A 17,124-nucleotide genomic window follows, 5' to 3' on the forward strand; every position below is an offset into this window, starting at 1 on the left:
TATTCTGTTTTATATACTAGAAATGCTTTGTTTACACCCTAAAGTATTCTGCAGAAATCCCCTGCCTTTTATACTGATTCTATATATAAGTCTAATTCCGCAGTTCAAAACCATCTATAAGAGATTTCAAATTCTGTGCCTGCGCTGAAAGTTCTTCGCTGGCTGCCGCACTTTCTTGGGATGTGGCAGAATTGGTCTGCACAACACTAGAAATTTGGTCTATCGCCTGTTTGATTTGTTTTGCAGCAACAACCTGCTCTTCAAACGAACTGGAAACTTCATTAATCTTCTTAACAACACTCTCAGCACCATTCACGGCAAATACAAGCGCCTTTGATGTTTCATCTGTCAAACGGATCCCATCTCGGACAGCAGTAATGGAATCTTCAATAAGAGATGTAGTATTTTTGGAAGCTTCTGCTGACTTGCTTGCAAGATTACGGACTTCATCAGCCACAACCGCAAATCCTTTTCCTGCCGTACCAGCCCTTGCAGCTTCCACGGCTGCATTCAATGCCAATATATTTGTCTGGAAAGCAATATCTTCTATAGTGCCAATAATTTTTTCAATCTGCTTGGAAGTATCGCTGATTCTGGACATTGCCTGAACCATATCCTGCATCTTTTCACTGCTTTTTTCCATTTCATTCCCCACTTCTTCCGCCTCGCTGCTGGCTTCCTGGGTGTAGGAGGACATAACCGAAATCTGCTGTGACATCTCATTGACTGTTGCCGCCAATTCTTCTACCGAGCTTGCCTGCTCCGTGGAACCCTGGGCAAGAGCCTGGGCCCCTGAAGAAACTTGATCCGCTCCAGAAGAAACCTGTTCTGCACACTGATGGATTTCATTGAGGACATAATTCAGATTATTCATTATCTGTTCCATAGAAGTCCCTATTTGGCTCAGTTCTCCTACATACTCGGCAGACGTAGAAACATTCAGGTTTTGCTTTGCAACACTGTCAAGGACAGAAGATATATCCTCAACAATGTTCCTAAGTGTATAGGCTGTTTTTTCAAATGTAGATGTCAAAACACCGATTTCATCCTGGGAGGTTGCCTCAAGCTGAATATCAAAATGGCCTTGTGCTATCTGTTCTGCCGCTCCCACTACTGTCTGGATGGGTTTTAAAGTCTTATGTAAGATGGTGATCGTAATTAAAACGATGACAATAAAGGCTGCAACAGAAATTCCGATTAATAAAATTAATGTATTGCGTACGGCAGCATTTAATTCACTTTTTTCTATTACTGTGACGGCCCACCAGGTTTCATTTCCCGCCTGGATAGGAGCATAGAATCTTGTAAAATCTGTTCCATCGGCAGTGCTGTCTATGGAAAAAGCCTCTCCGCCAGCCATATTCTCTTCTATTTGGGCATAGACTTCTGCTGTAAAGTTATCCTGTGAATTCTCTCCCACCCTGTCGGAATCTTTGCTGTTAAATATGACAACTCCGTCGCTGGAAATCACAGCATAGTAGATGCTGGAGTACTGTGTAATGTCCGATATTTTATTTCCAAACGTCTCGACGTTAATATCTGCCGCAATAGCGCCTTTAAATTCATTATTATAAATAATAGGATACGATATGGAAATTACTTTGTTTCCCTCAAACTCCACAGGCGGCGTTACAACAATATCCCCGGCCTCCTTCGCCATGGTATAAAAGGGTTCTCCAGAATACTGTGAATGGGCTCCATAACTATACGGCTCACTATTATTTACATTTTTTGCCGAAATGACAGAAAAATCTTGTATTGCACTGTCATAAGCATAAGGCTCAAAAGCAGCTACTATACTATTGACATTTTCATTTCCGGCAACCGCACTGCGGAAATTTTCCTTTAAATATAACTCTACTTCATAACTGGACTGTGAATACTGTACGCCATATATAGGACTGTAAAACGCCGCCCCTGACTGATTCTGCCCGGCGCTGCCGGCTTTCTCGTATTCCCGCAATATATAGTCCTGTGCTCCACTTCCAACAATATCTACCAGATCAAAAATAGACTGTACGTCAGCCGCATTCTTCTCCGATATGGCAGTCAATTCTTCATTGGACAATTTCTGAATATTAGTCTTAGTTGTCACTGCCACTGATATAATCAAAATAGCAAAGACAACCACCAATAGGCTCGAAAGAGCCATTGCAATTTTGGTTGTCAACTTTTGTTTCGCCAAAAAATTTCTCATATTGTATCCCCCTGATCTTAACTTTTAGTATTTTCACTATATAGCATAATACACTAATTTGTCAATGAAATGTATGATTTTTTGAACATTTTCTACAATTTTCTTTGTTTTTCTGGTTATGTATTCATTTTATTCAATTTTATATTCTTTCTCAAAGGTGTTATAATAATATAACAATCACATAAAAGGAGATATGTCATTATGAGAGCTTATGAAAGATTATTAAAGTATGTTGTTGTCCGCACACCCAGCGACGAAAACAGCCAGAGTGTACCATCCTCCCAATGCCAGTTTGAATTGGCACATTTGCTTGTACAGGAGCTAAAAGATCTGGGGGTATCCGATGCAGCAGTAGACGGGCAGTGTTATGTCTATGCCCATATCCCAGCGACCCCAGGTTATGAAGATAAAACTAAACTTGGCTTTATCGCCCACATGGATACCGTATCTGATTTCTGCGGCTGCGACATAAAACCTATTGTCACTAAAAATTACGATGGGAAGGATTTTGCCCTCGGCACAAGCGGACGTACAATCACCACATCCGCTTTCCCACATCTGCCCAGCCTGAAAGGCCGCACATTGATCACCAGTGACGGGACAACCATACTGGGGGCAGACGATAAGGCTGGGATTGCAGAGATCCTGACTATGGTCGAATATCTGGATAAAGAAAACATTCCCCATGGCCCGCTATCCATTGCTTTTACTCCTGATGAAGAGATTGGCGCCGGGGCGGCACATTTTGATGTGGAAAGATTTGGAGCAGACTATGCCTATACTCTGGACGGCGATACAGAAGGAGAAATACAATACGAAAATTTTAACGCCTGCAAGGCTGTCTTTGAAATTGAAGGGGTAAGCGTGCACCCTGGCTCCAGTAAAAATACCATGGTAAACGCCAGCCTCGTGGCCATGGAAATCAATTCTATGCTGCCCTCTGGCGATACACCCAGGAATACCGAAGATTATGAAGGTTTTTACCATCTTGTAAATATGAATGGGGATGTAGGACATGCAGAGCTCAACTATATTATCCGGGATCACGATGCCGCTGCATTTGAAGTCCGTCAGCAGACTCTAAGCCATATCGAAAAACTTCTGAACGAGAAATGGGGCCCGGGAACTGTCCGTCTTACTATCACACAACAATACCGCAATATGGCTGAAATTATAAAAGACTGCCAGCATCTTATTAAAAACGCTGAAAAAGCCTGCAGAAAAGCGGGCATCGCCCCCTTAATCCTCCCTATACGCGGAGGTACAGATGGGGCACAATTAAGTTTCAAAGGACTTCCCTGCCCGAATCTGGGCACAGGCGGCCACGGATACCACGGCCCATATGAGCATATAACAGCGGAAGGAATGGACTTGGCCGTAAAAATTATACTGGAACTCATTAAAATTTATTCAGGCCCAAAGACCCCGATGCAAGCATAAGGGATGTCAAACTAGCAGCGATGCAAGCACCGGGATATTAGGCCCTCGCCGCAGTCACCCAATAGACATGTTTACATGTCCGCTTGGCTGGCTGCTCTCAGAAATAAAATCAAATTTAAAACTGCCGCAAAATGCAGAGTTTAACGAAACACGCATTTCGCGGCAGTTTTTTGTATCCCACAAGCCAATGGCCAGCCAGAATATTACAGGCTGTTTATACAATATACTCCTGCTATGAGATTATTGAAAATGTTTTTGGCCCCGCCCGGGCGATCGCTCCTGGTGTTTTCTTCTCCTCCTCTTTCTCTGCTGCTTTTTGTAGTATACATATCCTATTCTTACTGCTACGGCAAGCACTGCTGCTATAAAAATACCTGCAGTTATTTTCAGGATTGTCCCTGCAATCCTGCCTCCCGGAATGGCTGTCCCAGCTGCCTGATACGGCACAGAGGGCGCCTCATATCCCGGAAGATACTCCCTTTCAAGATCCACACAAACCTTCCCATCTTTTAAGTTAAAAGGTATCTTTTTCACCTTTTTAGGTACACAGTCCCAAAAATCCGTTTCTGTGACAATTTCCTTTCCCCCAATTGTATGCTTTCCTTCTTCTAGCACTAACCGATATTCGTATTTTTCAAAGGCCTGCTCCATAATGGCATTGCCCACAAGGTGGCGGATCTCCTCTCCCGTCTGGTCCTCCCAATAAGATACCCCCATAACTACCTCTATAAGCCGGGTATCTCCTCTCTGTGCAGTGGATGAATAATTAAAACCCGCGGTATCGCTGGATCCTGTTTTTAAGCCGTCTGTACCTTTCAGCCCATATTTGGCGCCCTCCAAAGAGATCTGATAGGAATCAAACTTCTCCTCATAAGGGGTACCCTCTTTCACAACAATTTTGGGATATTTGGTGTGGTTCAGAATATCCGGATAAGTTTTCACAAAATAACTGCAAAGCAGCGCATAATCTTCCGGTGATGTTACATTATCACTGTTAATAGGTATTTGGGCGGGTTGGTAAGGCTGAAGAAGATCATTCCTAACCCCCACACAATTATAGTATTTTGTCTGTGACATTCCCAGAGATTTAGCTTTTTGATTCATCAGGCCTACAAATTTGTCAGGATCCGGTTCTATTAAATCTGCCAGCATATAGGTAGCTGCAGCCGAAGACGGTACAATAATTAAATCAATTAATTCTGAGACCGTATAAGACGTACCTAAAGTCATCTTATTATTACTTAGAGCATATCTGCCTGCAATGTCTACATATTTTGCCGTCACCTCTACCTGCGTATCTAAAGCAAACTTCCCTTCTGCCATTGCATCATAAGCTACCAGAACCGTCATAAGCTTAGTCATGCTGGCAGGAGGCCAGGCTTTCTGCGCTGCCTCCTGCCATAGAATCTGCCCTGTATGGAATTCTGTTATAATAGATCCTGCAGGCTGATACCGCTCCTCCAGCTGATACCCCCTGTCCCGCGCCACGTCCAGGGCCCGCTGTGCATGGACCCCTTGTACTGGAAACATTCCCAGAACTACTGCCAGAAAGACAGAACTAACCTTGACTTTTCCCGACCATCTCATAACACCATATATTCCTTTCAGATTTCCCTATAATCTGACAATAATATACCATAGAATATATTTTTAGACAAGCTGTCCTATTCTTCTTTGAATCCTTCCCCAACCACCTCATTGGATTCCATTATCACCGTGAATGCAAGGGGATCTATCTCCTTCACAAGTTTTCGTATCGTATACATCTGTTTATTATTGCAGGCACACATAACCACCTCTTTTTCAATGCCTGAATAGCTTCCCTGGCCTTTCAGCAAAGTAGAGCCTCTGCCTGAATATTGATCGATTTTTTCTGCTACTTCCTTTCCTTTTTCTGTGACAATCAATGTCATCTTGCCTGCATCAATACCATACATAATCTTATCAATCACAACAGTCAGCAAATAGGTAATGATGAATCCATAAATAGTGGCGTCCACATCCCCAAACATGACGCCGCCTATAGTAACTATAATCGCATCTGTTATAAAGACAATTTTCCCAAGGCTCAGATGGGGGTTTTTCACTTTAATGGCCACGGTAATAAAATCCATCCCCCCGGTCGAGGAATTATTCATAAAGATCAAGGCATATCCAAGTCCTGAGAAAATCCCCGTACATATAGCCGCCAGCATCCTGTCGCCTGTATATACAGGAAACAGCGGGACTACATAGTCTATAATCAGGGAGGTAATAATCACAGTACGCACAGATCTGATAAAAAATTCTTTCCCCAGTGTTTTATAGCAGCCGATGGCAATGGGTACATTTAGAATCATCGTCACCCATCCAATAGGCAGTTGGAACAAATGATAAAAAATTAAGGCTATACCTGAGATTCCTGCCAAAGGAAACTCAGCATTCACTGCGAAATTATAAATCCCCGCCCCAATCAGCAGTCCTCCAAGAATGTCTATCATAATGTCATATGCCAGTTTTTTCAGATTAATTGTTTTCATTCTTTATCTCCTCTCTCTAATATTTTCCCAATTAAACATAAAAAGAACACCTACAAATTATAAAATATAATTCGCATGTGCTCTTCTTTAATCAGTGTATTCCATTTCTTTACTTTTGTCAACACCCGGACAATATATTTCTACTGGGCAAAAATATCGGCATTACTGCCGCCGTCCATAGCAGGCTGGCCGTGCCTACAGGCGTTCACTGCTGTCATTCATAAATTTATATTCTGCAACAGAACGGTCAAAGCCTTTGATATGCCTATAAAGCCATTCAATCACATTCTTATTCACCTGCTCAACAAAAGCGTCTGAAGGCCCTTCCTCTTCCTCCAGCATCTCATATAATTCATTGACTACATTTCTCAAATGCTCATGTTCAGCCTTATGCTCCTTGATGCCAGGGTACTGGATTTCTGCCTGCAGGCCTTCCTCCGCCTTAAAATGGAAATCTGTATAGTCCGCAAGATAATCCAGCGTCTTTACCGCAACCAGCTTGTCCTTATTAGTCTCACAGCTGTCAAGAAGTTTATTAATCTTGTCAATAAGCTCTTTATGCTGGGTATCGATCATCTCATTCCCTGTTACAAGGCTCTCGTCAAATTCTGCTCTCATGTTTTTACCTCCTAAATTTCACCATTTTTAAATTTGATAATCATTTCATTTGTCAGGCTGTCACTTGCCGGCTCTACAGGAATATCTTCCCTGTCAAACCATTCTGCCAGCGCCAGCTCATCCTCATCCAGTGTAATTTTATCTCCGCCGTCTAAGTCACAATAGAAACCCATAAGCACTGTATCGCTGAACGACCACGGCTGGCTCTTGTAATAACGGACATTCTTCACCTTCAGGCCAACCTCTTCCATGACTTCCCTCTTCACGGTTTCTTCCACAGTCTCCCCAACTTCCACAAAGCCTGCAAGAAGGGCATATTTTTTATAAACTCTTCCTGCATATTTTGACATCAGAATACGGTTGCCGTCCAAAACCCCGATAATTACGGCTGGACAGATCTTGGGGTATTCCATATTACGGCACTTTTCGCAGAACAGCATCCTCTCCTTCGTGTCCGGCTTCATCACAGAACCACACCTGCCACAGTACCGGCGGTTTTTATACCAATTATACAGCTGGTATCCTGTGATGCCAGCAAAGGCCCGGTATTGAGGTTTGGCTGTCCGGAAGATCTCTATATTCTCCAGTGAAAATAAGGATATAGGTTCTCTGTTTATATCTTTCACAAGATAGTATCTTTCTCCATCTATGGAAAACAGATATGTATAATGATCGTAAATATCCTCATTCAGATGCTCCAGGTCCTTAAATACAGGAAACTCTATTCCCTGCCGTGTCTTTTTCACAAGTGCTGTATGATTTTCATAATACAGCGCAATACTTGTCCGATCGGGCGGCACTGGATTATATTCATTTCTGTACACATGGGGTGCAATATCCTGAATCATTTGTCCTCCCTAGCCTTTTAAAATTTCCGTACTTATCATACCACATTTTCTTCCCAACTGAAATATAAAAATACAATAATTCCCCACTTCCGCCAGCCTCCTATTGACTTCCCCCATAAACTGAGGAATAATAAAACCATAACCAGCCTGAAACCTGGAAACGGAAAGGAGGATGCTATGAAAATTGTATTTTTGGATGCTAAAACTATAGGGGAGGATCTTGACTTATCCCCCTTCGACAAACTGGGGGAAGTAATTAAATACCCCTTTTCCTCTGCCAAGGATGTGCCCGAACGGGTGCGGGATGCTGATGTGGTCATCCTGAACAAGGTTCAGATAAATGAACAGACTATCCATACTGCCGGCCAATTAAAACTTGTCTGTGTCACCGCCACCGGGACTAACAATTTAGACAAAAAATACTTAGAGGAAAGGGGCATCGCCTGGAGGAATGTTGCCGGTTATTCTACACAATCTGTGGCCCAGCATACCTTCGCCATGCTTTTTTATCTTTTGGAAAAACTCCCTTACTATGATCAGTATGTTAAAAGCAGGCGCTATGTAAACGACACCTTTTTCACACATTTTGAACAGGTATTCCACCAGCTTAACTCCATGACCTGGGGGATTATTGGCCTGGGCAGCATTGGCCGCAGGGTGGCTGATATTGCCAGGATGTTTGGTGCGCGGGTCATCTATTGTTCTCCCTCAGGCGCCCCTCCTCAGCCAGGCTATGACCAGGTCAGTTTTCATGATCTGCTGGCCAGCTCAGACATAATCTCCGTCCACGCACCGCTCAATAAATTTACTGAAAACCTTCTGGATGAGCAGGCTTTCCGGCAAATGCGGCCACACACAATCTTTCTGAATCTGGGCCGGGGACAGATTGTTGCAGAGGATGCACTTGCAGCCGCACTTAAGCATCACTGGATCGCGGCTGCAGGCCTGGACGTGCTTGCCGTGGAACCAATGTCAGAGGACTCGCCGCTGCTTGATCTCATAGATAACCCCAACCTTTTCATCACCCCACATATTGGCTGGGCCAGTATAGAAGCCAGAACTCAGCTTATATCTATTATTGCAGGACAAATCAGCGACTTTTTCTCCCAGATTTAAAGATAGAGGAAAGCATCATAAGTATGCTTCCTGCCACAATGAAAAAATCACCGAAATTATACGTAATTCGCGTGATTTTTTCCCATTTAGTCTTAAACCCTACATAATCGATTACATATCCTCTCACCCATCTGTCAAATGTATTGCTCCAGGCCCCTGCAGTCATCAGGGACAAGCCTGCCTTTTTAAGCCGCATCCCTCTTCTCATCAAGGTAAACAACTGATAAATAGTAATGACCATCGTCACAAGGGCAGACAGAAGCCTGACAGTCTCAGGACGCCCTTCCAGCAGATTCAGAGTCATCCCTTTGTTATATACTTTGCGGATCATGGCCCGGCCGCCGAGTATCCTTCGCTCTTCCCCCTCTTCTATTGCCCCTTCTATCAGCGATTTAATCACAATATCAAGCAGGGTGAGACAAAGTGTCAGGCTCATTAAAATCAGTATTGCCATAATAGTCCCCCTACTCCTGCGTAAACCCTTTCATTTTCTCTTCCAGTTTTTCTGCTTTTTCTTTTACTGTCTCTGCCGCGTCAGCTGCCTTTTCTTTCATAGATTCCGCCAGGTCTGCCGTCTTTTCTTTCATAGTGTCTGCTGTTTCTGCTGCTTTCTCCTTTACCGTATCTGCTGCTCCCGAAACCCTGTCTCTCATCATATCTGCTGTCTCTGCTGCTTTATCCCTCACAGTATCCGCTGCACTGGCAGTTTTATCCCACATTCTGTCAGCTGCTTCTTCTGTCTTATCTATTACCCTGCTGGCAGCCTCCTCAGTCCTATCCTTCATTTTACCTGCTGCTTCCTGTGCCTTCTCAGCCACATCCCCAGCTTTCTCCTTTACCGTGTCAGCCACTGCCTCGGCTGTTTCCCTGACATGTCCCTCCATATCTTCCGCCATTTTCCTAGCCTCCTTTGAAAAGCTCCCGTCACCCTGGCCCTCAGTTACCTTTGTGCCGCAGTATGGACAGTAAACCATATCCTTTGCAACGGACTGCCCGCAATCTTTACATCTTGTATTTCCCTTAATCTCCGCTGCCTCCTTTTCATACTCAAGAATAGTCTCTTTCCTGTCTTTCACAGCCTGGCAATAGCTTTCTGCCTCTTCGCCCACATCTCCGCCGTCTTTGTAGTACCGATAAACAATCCTGCCCAAATCCATGTAATCCCTTTCATTTCCTCTCTCAAGACTTCTGATTTGGTTCCTGATCCTCTGTACTTCAACGGCCTCACTTGCCCTATTTGTTACTGTCTCGGCAGTCTCTCCGATTTTTCTGCCTAAGTCCTCAAAAAATGTTTTCATGCCTGTGTCTCCCTTCACATTTTATATCTATTATACCCCATTAACTGCCAACTTCAACCGCTTTCCTTTTTATTTAAGATATATTATAAATCTTTCATTGGATTCATATACTGATTATAAAAAATAAAATGGATATTTTTATGGATTCTAATATATGTAAAGAACGGATTTTATCAGAAGATTATCGGGACTTCATTGTCTCTGACACAAGGCCATTTACACTCAATGGCATTTCAGACGATCAGCTATGTGAACAATATGCAGACTACGGATACCGCTGTATTTATATTTCAAAAGTTATGGCCGACCCTGTCAGCCTGAACCGGTTTTATTACAGTTCTATCCCCAGATGCTATTCTCTCCTGAGTATGGAATCACTGAATCAGGCTGGGATTCTGCCCATACAGAACTATCCTACTCTGCAGCTCAAGGGAAAAAACGTGATGATCGGATTTATTGACACAGGTATTGACTACGAGAACTCTATTTTTCGGAACATTGACGGCACTACACGAATTGCAGGTATCTGGGATCAGACCATTCAATCCGGGGAACCGCCCCAGGGGTTCTCCTACGGGAGTGAGTATACGATGGATATGCTGAATGATGCACTGAAGCTTGAAAATCCGGCTGCGCTCATCCCCACCCAGGATGATATCGGGCACGGTACTTTCCTGGCCAGCATAGCAGCAGGAAGTGGAGTGCCAGAAGAAGACTTCCTTGGGGCCGCCCCAGAATCAACCCTGGCAGTTGTACGCCTTAAGCAGGCAAAGCAATATCTCAGGGACTATTATTACATTCCAAATTCCGTCCCCTGTTACCAGGAAACAGACATTCTCCTTGGACTTTGTTACCTCAATGAACTGGCTGCCCAACATAATTTGCCTCTTGTTATATGCATGGCCCTGGGGACAAATATGGGGGGCCATACCGGCATGCTGCCCCTTCCTACAGTACTGGAGCGCTACAGCACTGCTGCCAACCGCATTCCCGTAATAGGTGTGGGCAATGAGGCAGATCAGAGACATCACTACTCCCATGAAATCAACACGTCTTCCAGCACGGATACAGTGGAAGTCAGGGTGGGGGAAAATATAGATGGTTTTACTATGGAGCTGTGGGCAGATATTCCAAATATCCTTTCCCTGTCTATTATTTCTCCATCAGGTGAAACCACCTCCAGAATCCCAATAAATTCTGATACGGAATCCGTATTTAACTTTATATTTGAAAAAACTAAAGTCACCGTCAACTACCGTTTTATTGTGGAGCGCAGCACTTCAGAATTGGTTTTCTTCCGCTTCAGTGACCCGGCTCCGGGAATATGGAAACTAGTCATCGAACCCATCCGCGTCATCAGCGGCCTGTACCATATCTGGCTGCCCCAGACCGAATTTTTGGACGGGGAAGTTTACTTTCTGAACTCTAATCCCTACTACACACTGATGAATCCCTCTAACACAAAAAGTACGATTGTAGTTTCCTACTATGATGGAAGCAATAACGGCATTGCCCTAAGTTCGGGGAGGGGTTATACGCGGGATGAACAGATTAACCCTGATATAACCGCTCCTGGCATCCAAGTCAAAGGGGCCTTGCCAGGAGGCCGGTTTGCCATACGCTCAGGCTCCAGTATCTCCGCTGGTATTACATCAGGCGCAGCAGCCCTTCTCATGGAATGGGTAATCTACCAGCTGGGAACCCCCGGCATAGATGCATATCAGATTAAAAGCCTGTTTATTCTGGGAGCTGTCCGCCCTCCATCTATGACTTTCCCAAACAGAGAATGGGGATACGGGCAGCTAAACTTGTATAACACCTTCGAAGAATCCAGAAATTTCTGAAGCACTTTAAACCTGGGAAACCAGCCTGCGTCAGCGCCCTTCCCCCCGTATTTCATTTGCATTCTCGTAATAACTTGTAACCCTCTCGCCCTCAGGCACTAACTGCTCTGCAGTTGCTGCGGTTCCCTGTTTAAACACCAATTTCAGCATGACAGGGGTGATAATTGTGGTCATTACTACGACAATAATGACAGGGCCTAAGAAAGCTGAACTAAGCAGTCCCAGGGCAGCCCCTTTACTTGCCACGATCAGCGCCACCTCACCCCTGGAGATCATTCCCACGCCGATACGTTTAGCCTGATAGTTTTGATATTTACACAGCTTTGCTCCAACTCCGCACCCCACCACTTTCGTCAGAATAGCTACAATAGTCAGAACCACGGAAAACCAAATAATGGCTGAGGACATTTCAGGCAATACAACTTTCAGGCCAATACTGGCAAAAAATACTGGCGACAAAAGCAAATATGAAATAGTGTCAAATTTGCTTTGCAAATAAGTAGAACGTCTGACATTAGAAATAATTAATCCGGCTATAAAGGCACCTGTGATATCCGCCACACCAAATACTACTTCTGCGATATAAGACATCAGCAGGCAGAAAACAAATGCGATAATTGTGTGGCGGTGCAGTTCCTTTTTTGCTGTGTCCACCCAGTTTTTATACAATCTGTAAAACAAAAACCCGACCACCCCTGCAAATGCAAAGAAGCCTAAGATTTTGAGCATGACGGTCCCTATCTTGACTGACGAATCCGCCATACTGGTCACAATTGTTAAGGCAATAATCCCAAGAATATCATCTATAATAGCAGCCCCAAGTATTGCATTCCCTGAACGCGTTTTCAGCTTCCCCAATTCTTTAAGTGTCTCCACCGTGATACTCACAGATGTGGCCGTCAAAATAACACCGATAAAAATATTCTGCAGAAACACGCTGGCGCCGGCATCTGAGGCAATCATATCCGGCCTGTTAAAAAAGTATGCCGCCCCATATCCCCCGGCAAGAGGCACAATCACGCCACAAAGTGCAATCACAAAAGATGCCTTACCACTGGCCTTCAGCTCCTTAATATCTGTCTCCATGCCTGCGCAGAACATCAGGACTATAACACCAATCTCTGCCACTTCATGTAAGAATGAAGTCTCGCTGAGAATCCCCGCCCCTGCCGGGCCCAGAATTAACCCTGCTAAAAGTGCCCCCACCACCTGGGGCATCTGTACTTTCTTTGTCAAGAGTCCCAGCACCTTTGTAGATAGTAAAATGATTGCCAAATCCAATAAATAACTATAACTGTCCATATCCGTCCCGCTCCTCTTTCCTTAGTCTGGCTATTCAAACAATTATCAGAATACACCTACCTACTAAAATTTACAAGCATTTCACTCTATTTTTGACAAAATCTTGTCAAAGAAAAAGACTGCCGGAAAGAAGAGGCCATCAATAAGTAAGAAAGAATTCCGCAACAGCAGGATTCTCCGCCTGCGGCGGGTTCCATGAGCGATATAATCCCACTCTGCCAGTGCAATCCAGCACGGAGTGCTTTATAATTACCCAGGAAATTCTGTTGGATTTCCTGGGTAATTATAAAGCAGCAGTCCGGCCTTTACAAGCCTAACTGCTGCCATATTATCAGGACGGCAGGCGCGGTACCTCCTGGCCTCTCAGCTCAATGAGGGGGCCGCCTGTCCCTTCAATATATTCTCTTGTTATTGTCACTTGTCCAATGCCGTCATCTTTGGGAATTTCATACATAATATCCAGCATAAACTCTTCAATAATTGCACGGAGCGCCCTGGCTCCAGTATCTTTCTTCATTGCCTTTTCCGCAATGGCCTCCAATGCCCCGCCGTCAAATTCCAAGTTGACCTCATCTAAGGCCAGCAGCTTTTTGTACTGCTTTAGGATTGCATTTCTTGGCTCTTTCAGAATCTTCACCAGCATGTCCTTATCAAGTCCCTGTAAGGTAAAGATAATCGGCAGCCGTCCAATGAATTCCGGTATCATGCCAAAAGTCCTGAGATCCTCCACTGTTACCTGGGATAAGATTTCTTTATCATTCTGATACTTATCCTTTAGCTCTGAATTAAAACCCATAGAGGTCTTTTTAGAAAGCCTTTCCTTTATTATCTCCTCCAGGTCAGGGAACGCCCCTCCGCATATAAACAATATGTTCTTTGTATTAACAGTAGTCAGGGGTACCATGGCATTCTTACTGTTCGCCCCTACAGGCACTTCCACCTCGCTGCCCTCCAGCAGCTTTAAAAGGCCCTGCTGCACGGATTCACCGCTCACATCTCTCTGGCTGGAGTTCTTCTTCTTGGCAATCTTATCGATTTCATCTATAAAGATAATTCCCTGCTCGGCTCTCTCCACATCATTGTCTGCCGCAGCCAGCAGTTTAGAAACCACACTTTCAATATCATCTCCTATGTAGCCTGCCTCTGTTAAGGAGGTCGCATCTGTAATGGCAAGGGGTACATCCAACAATCTAGCCAACGTCTTGACCAAATATGTTTTACCGCTTCCTGTGGGCCCTATCATAAGCATATTGGATTTCTCAATCTCAATATCATCCATTGTATCTGTGGCCACTCTTTTATAATGGTTATACACGGCTACTGACATGGCCTTCTTAGCATATTCCTGTCCCACCACATATTCATCCAGCCTGGCTTTTATTTTATGGGGTGCAGGTATATCTTTAATATCCAGCTTATGGAACTCTTTTGGCTTCTCTTTTTTCTTTTTAATTTTCTGGCTTTTAGGAGCCATATTTTCTAAATCCGCCATATTCAGGAACTGGACTCCAGGCATATTCATAAGCCTGCTGTAATCTATAGATCCATTGGTCATTGCGTCAAAACTCTTCTGCATACAGTCTGAACATACTGTGATGTTGTTCGGCAGGTCTATCATCTTGCCTGCGGTACTCTCCGGGCGGTGGCAGATCAGGCAATATTTTTCATATCCATCCTCATCCTTACCCTCCTCCACGGCAGCGGGAGTATTCTTCTGTTCCTTAGGCTGGCCCTCTTCGTGCTTTTGCTCATCTTCTGTAGTATTTAATTCATCTATTATAATAAAATCTTTATCCGACATAACTCTCCCTTCTTTCGCTACATTGCTTATTTCATTATAGCGCAGTTTTTTTCTATATACAAATGAACTTTTTCTAAAGCGCCTGCCCTCTTCCAGCCGGGCCAGGCCCATTTATGCCCCATCTGCAGCCTGCCATATAAGCGGCGGCAGACAGCAGGCTAGTCTGCCGCCTTGCCCTTTAACATCTCCAGAAAATCCTGTTCGGAAATAATTGGCACACCAAGTTCAGCTGCTTTTTTATTTTTAGAAGACTTTGAATGTATATCATTATTAATCAAATAGTTTGTTTTCGAAGTGACCGTTCCCGTCACTTTGCCTCCGTTTTCCTCGATTACCGCCTTGACTTCATTCCGGTTGGCATAATGCTCTACACTGCCTGTGATCACAAAATTCATATTCTCAAGGATCCCCCCTTCTCCGGATATTTCCTCCTTAGGGATGTGGACCTCCTGTAAAAGCCTAGTGAATATCTCCCGGTGGTTTTCATCAGAAAAGTAATCCGTGAATGTCCCTGCAATCACTCCGCCCACCCCTGAGATTTCGCTCAGCTCCTCAACAGTTACATCGAAAAAGCGCTCTGGGGCATAATCCAGCGCCTTACATATGACCTTTGCATTGGCTAGTCCTATATTTGCTATCCCAAGACTGTATACAAGCTTGGGAAGTGTTGTATTCCTGGCATTTTCTATACTGTTCAAAAGATTCTCATAAGATTTTTCCCCAAACCCTTCCATGTCCTTAATCTCTTCTCCATAGCGCTCCAGGTGAAAAATATCTGTAAAATCTTTGACAAAACCTCTGACTATAAACTTTTCCAAAGTGGCCTCTGAAAGTCCCTCAATATTCATGGCATCCCTGCTGACAAACAGCGCAAAAGATTTTAGCTGTTTCGCCTGGCACTGGGGATTTGTACAGTATAATGTTTTTGTATCATTTTCCATGGAAATCTTTGTCCTTCCCCCGCACACAGGACATTCCGTGGGAATGTCCTTCACTCCGCTGCGTGTCAAGTTTTCCGCTATCTGAGGAATAATCATATTGGCCTTGTAGACCTGGATTTGATCTCCCACCCCCAGCTCCAGATCTTCCATGATGCTGATATTATGGACGCTTGCACGGCTGACTGTTGTGCCTTCCAGATCCACGGGTTCAAAAATAGCCACCGGATTAATCAGGCCGGTACGTGAAGGACTCCATTCAATTTCCAAAAGCCTGGTTTCTTTAATTTCATCTGCCCATTTAAATGCAAATGAGTCTCTGGGAAATTTTGATGTAGCCCCAAGAGACTGGCCATAGGCAATATCATCATAGGTAAGCACTAACCCGTCGGAAGGGAAGTCATTGTCTGCAATTTTCTGTTCGAACTGTATCACCTCATCTTCTACAGTTTCCGCAGTAACAAGCCTGTGCTCAACCACCTCAAAACCCTGTCTCTCCAGCCAGCCAAGCTGTTCATATCTGGAGTTAGAAAATCCCTCCCCTTCTGCACTTACCAGAGTAAATGCAAAAAACCGGACATTTCTTTGGGCTGTGATTTCATTGTTTAACTGCCGCACAGAGCCGCTGCAGAGGTTTCTCGGATTTTTATAACGGGCATCCACGTCCTCTATCTCTGCATTTATCTTTTCAAAATCTTTATATCCTATCACCGCTTCCCCACGGAGTACCAATTCTCCCCTATAAGGAATATGGAGGGGAAGGTTCTTAAATACTTTTGCATTGTTGGTAATCACCTCCCCTATTTCGCCGTTTCCCCTAGTGACAGCCTTCTCAAGCTGTCCTCCCTGGTAGGTCAGTACAATCGTCAGGCCGTCCAGCTTCCAGGAGATGACAGCCTTTTGGGCGCCAAGAAACTCTTTCAGCTGTGACACTTCCTTCGTTTTATCCAGAGAGAGCATGGGGCGTTCATGTCTCTCCTTGGGGAGTTCACTTAGCACTTCATATCCCACATTAACGGTAGGACTGGAGGCAAGAGTTGTTCCCAATTCCTGTTCCAGTCCCAAAAGTTCATCATATAATTTATCATACTCAAAATTACTCATGATTTCGTGGTCTTCCTGCTCATAAGCACGCCGTGCCCGGTTCAGAATCTCTACCAGATTCTGCATCCTTTTCTTCTTATCTGCCATATATATTTATAC

The 17,124-nt window shown here is 44.2% G+C and carries 13 protein-coding genes; 3 read left to right on the forward strand and 10 right to left on the reverse strand.

Annotated features, from left to right (window positions below; translation table 11 throughout):
- Positions 1 to 91: 91 nt before the first annotated feature.
- Entirely contained in the window at positions 92 to 2,197 is a 2,106-nt protein-coding gene (locus EFA47_RS11835) for a methyl-accepting chemotaxis protein (RefSeq protein WP_122643467.1), read from the reverse strand.
- A 201-nt stretch (positions 2,198 to 2,398) separates the two neighbouring features.
- On the opposite strand from EFA47_RS11835, the gene pepT reads away from it, so the two are divergent.
- A complete protein-coding gene (gene pepT / locus EFA47_RS11840; RefSeq protein WP_122643468.1) occupies positions 2,399 to 3,637 on the forward strand; it encodes a peptidase T in 1,239 nt (412 codons plus the stop codon).
- A 240-nt stretch (positions 3,638 to 3,877) separates the two neighbouring features.
- Here the strand turns inward: pepT and EFA47_RS11845 are convergent, their stop codons facing one another.
- From EFA47_RS11845 to nudC, 4 genes are all read right to left on the reverse strand, one after another.
- Positions 3,878 to 5,224 (reverse strand): DUF1958 domain-containing protein, encoded by a 1,347-nt coding sequence (locus EFA47_RS11845; RefSeq protein WP_122643469.1) that lies wholly within the window; start codon positions 5,222 to 5,224, stop codon positions 3,878 to 3,880.
- 77 nt (positions 5,225 to 5,301) lie between these two features.
- Positions 5,302 to 6,156 carry a YitT family protein gene (locus tag EFA47_RS11850; RefSeq protein WP_122643470.1) on the reverse strand — a complete coding sequence of 285 codons (855 nt, stop codon included), beginning with the start codon at positions 6,154 to 6,156 and terminating at the stop codon, positions 5,302 to 5,304.
- A gap of 195 nt (positions 6,157 to 6,351) precedes the next feature.
- Entirely contained in the window at positions 6,352 to 6,774 is a 423-nt protein-coding gene (locus EFA47_RS11855) for a bacteriohemerythrin (protein WP_122643471.1), read from the reverse strand.
- 11 nt (positions 6,775 to 6,785) lie between these two features.
- A complete protein-coding gene (gene nudC, locus EFA47_RS11860; RefSeq protein ID WP_122643472.1) occupies positions 6,786 to 7,622 on the reverse strand; it encodes an NAD(+) diphosphatase in 837 nt (278 codons plus the stop codon).
- 177 nt (positions 7,623 to 7,799) lie between these two features.
- Here nudC and EFA47_RS11865 point away from each other — a divergent pair, with 177 nt between their 5' ends.
- Positions 7,800 to 8,738 (forward strand): D-2-hydroxyacid dehydrogenase, encoded by a 939-nt coding sequence (locus EFA47_RS11865; protein ID WP_122643473.1) that lies wholly within the window; start codon positions 7,800 to 7,802, stop codon positions 8,736 to 8,738.
- Here EFA47_RS11865 and EFA47_RS11870 read toward each other — a convergent pair.
- A complete protein-coding gene (locus EFA47_RS11870) occupies positions 8,713 to 9,192 on the reverse strand; it encodes a signal peptidase II (RefSeq protein WP_122643474.1) in 480 nt (159 codons plus the stop codon). The two genes, EFA47_RS11865 and EFA47_RS11870, sit on opposite strands and share 26 nt — an antisense overlap.
- 10 nt (positions 9,193 to 9,202) lie before the next feature.
- A complete protein-coding gene (locus EFA47_RS11875) occupies positions 9,203 to 10,036 on the reverse strand; it encodes a zinc-ribbon domain-containing protein (RefSeq protein ID WP_122643475.1) in 834 nt (277 codons plus the stop codon).
- Positions 10,037 to 10,176: 140 nt separating this feature from the next.
- Between EFA47_RS11875 and EFA47_RS11880 the strand changes: the two genes are divergently transcribed.
- The gene (locus EFA47_RS11880; RefSeq protein ID WP_122643476.1) at positions 10,177 to 11,880 is read left to right on the forward strand and encodes a S8 family peptidase; all 1,704 of its coding nucleotides are present in this window, start codon (positions 10,177 to 10,179) and stop codon (positions 11,878 to 11,880) included.
- 30 nt (positions 11,881 to 11,910) lie between these two features.
- Here the strand turns inward: EFA47_RS11880 and EFA47_RS11885 are convergent, their stop codons facing one another.
- The 3 genes from EFA47_RS11885 to ligA all read right to left on the reverse strand — a co-directional run bounded on the left by EFA47_RS11885 (position 11,911) and on the right by ligA (position 17,112).
- Positions 11,911 to 13,182: a cation:proton antiporter gene (locus tag EFA47_RS11885; protein WP_122643477.1), complete on the reverse strand. Its 1,272-nt coding sequence runs from the start codon at positions 13,180 to 13,182 to the stop codon at positions 11,911 to 11,913.
- 331 nt (positions 13,183 to 13,513) lie between these two features.
- Positions 13,514 to 14,983 (reverse strand): ATP-dependent Clp protease ATP-binding subunit ClpX, encoded by a 1,470-nt coding sequence (gene clpX, locus EFA47_RS11890; RefSeq protein ID WP_122644520.1) that lies wholly within the window; start codon positions 14,981 to 14,983, stop codon positions 13,514 to 13,516.
- Between the two features lie 158 nt (positions 14,984 to 15,141).
- Entirely contained in the window at positions 15,142 to 17,112 is a 1,971-nt protein-coding gene (gene ligA / locus EFA47_RS11895) for an NAD-dependent DNA ligase LigA (protein ID WP_122643478.1), read from the reverse strand.
- Positions 17,113 to 17,124 lie beyond the last annotated feature (12 nt).

The organism is Luxibacter massiliensis, from assembly GCF_900604355.1.
GTDB lineage: Bacteria > Bacillota > Clostridia > Lachnospirales > Lachnospiraceae > Luxibacter > Luxibacter massiliensis.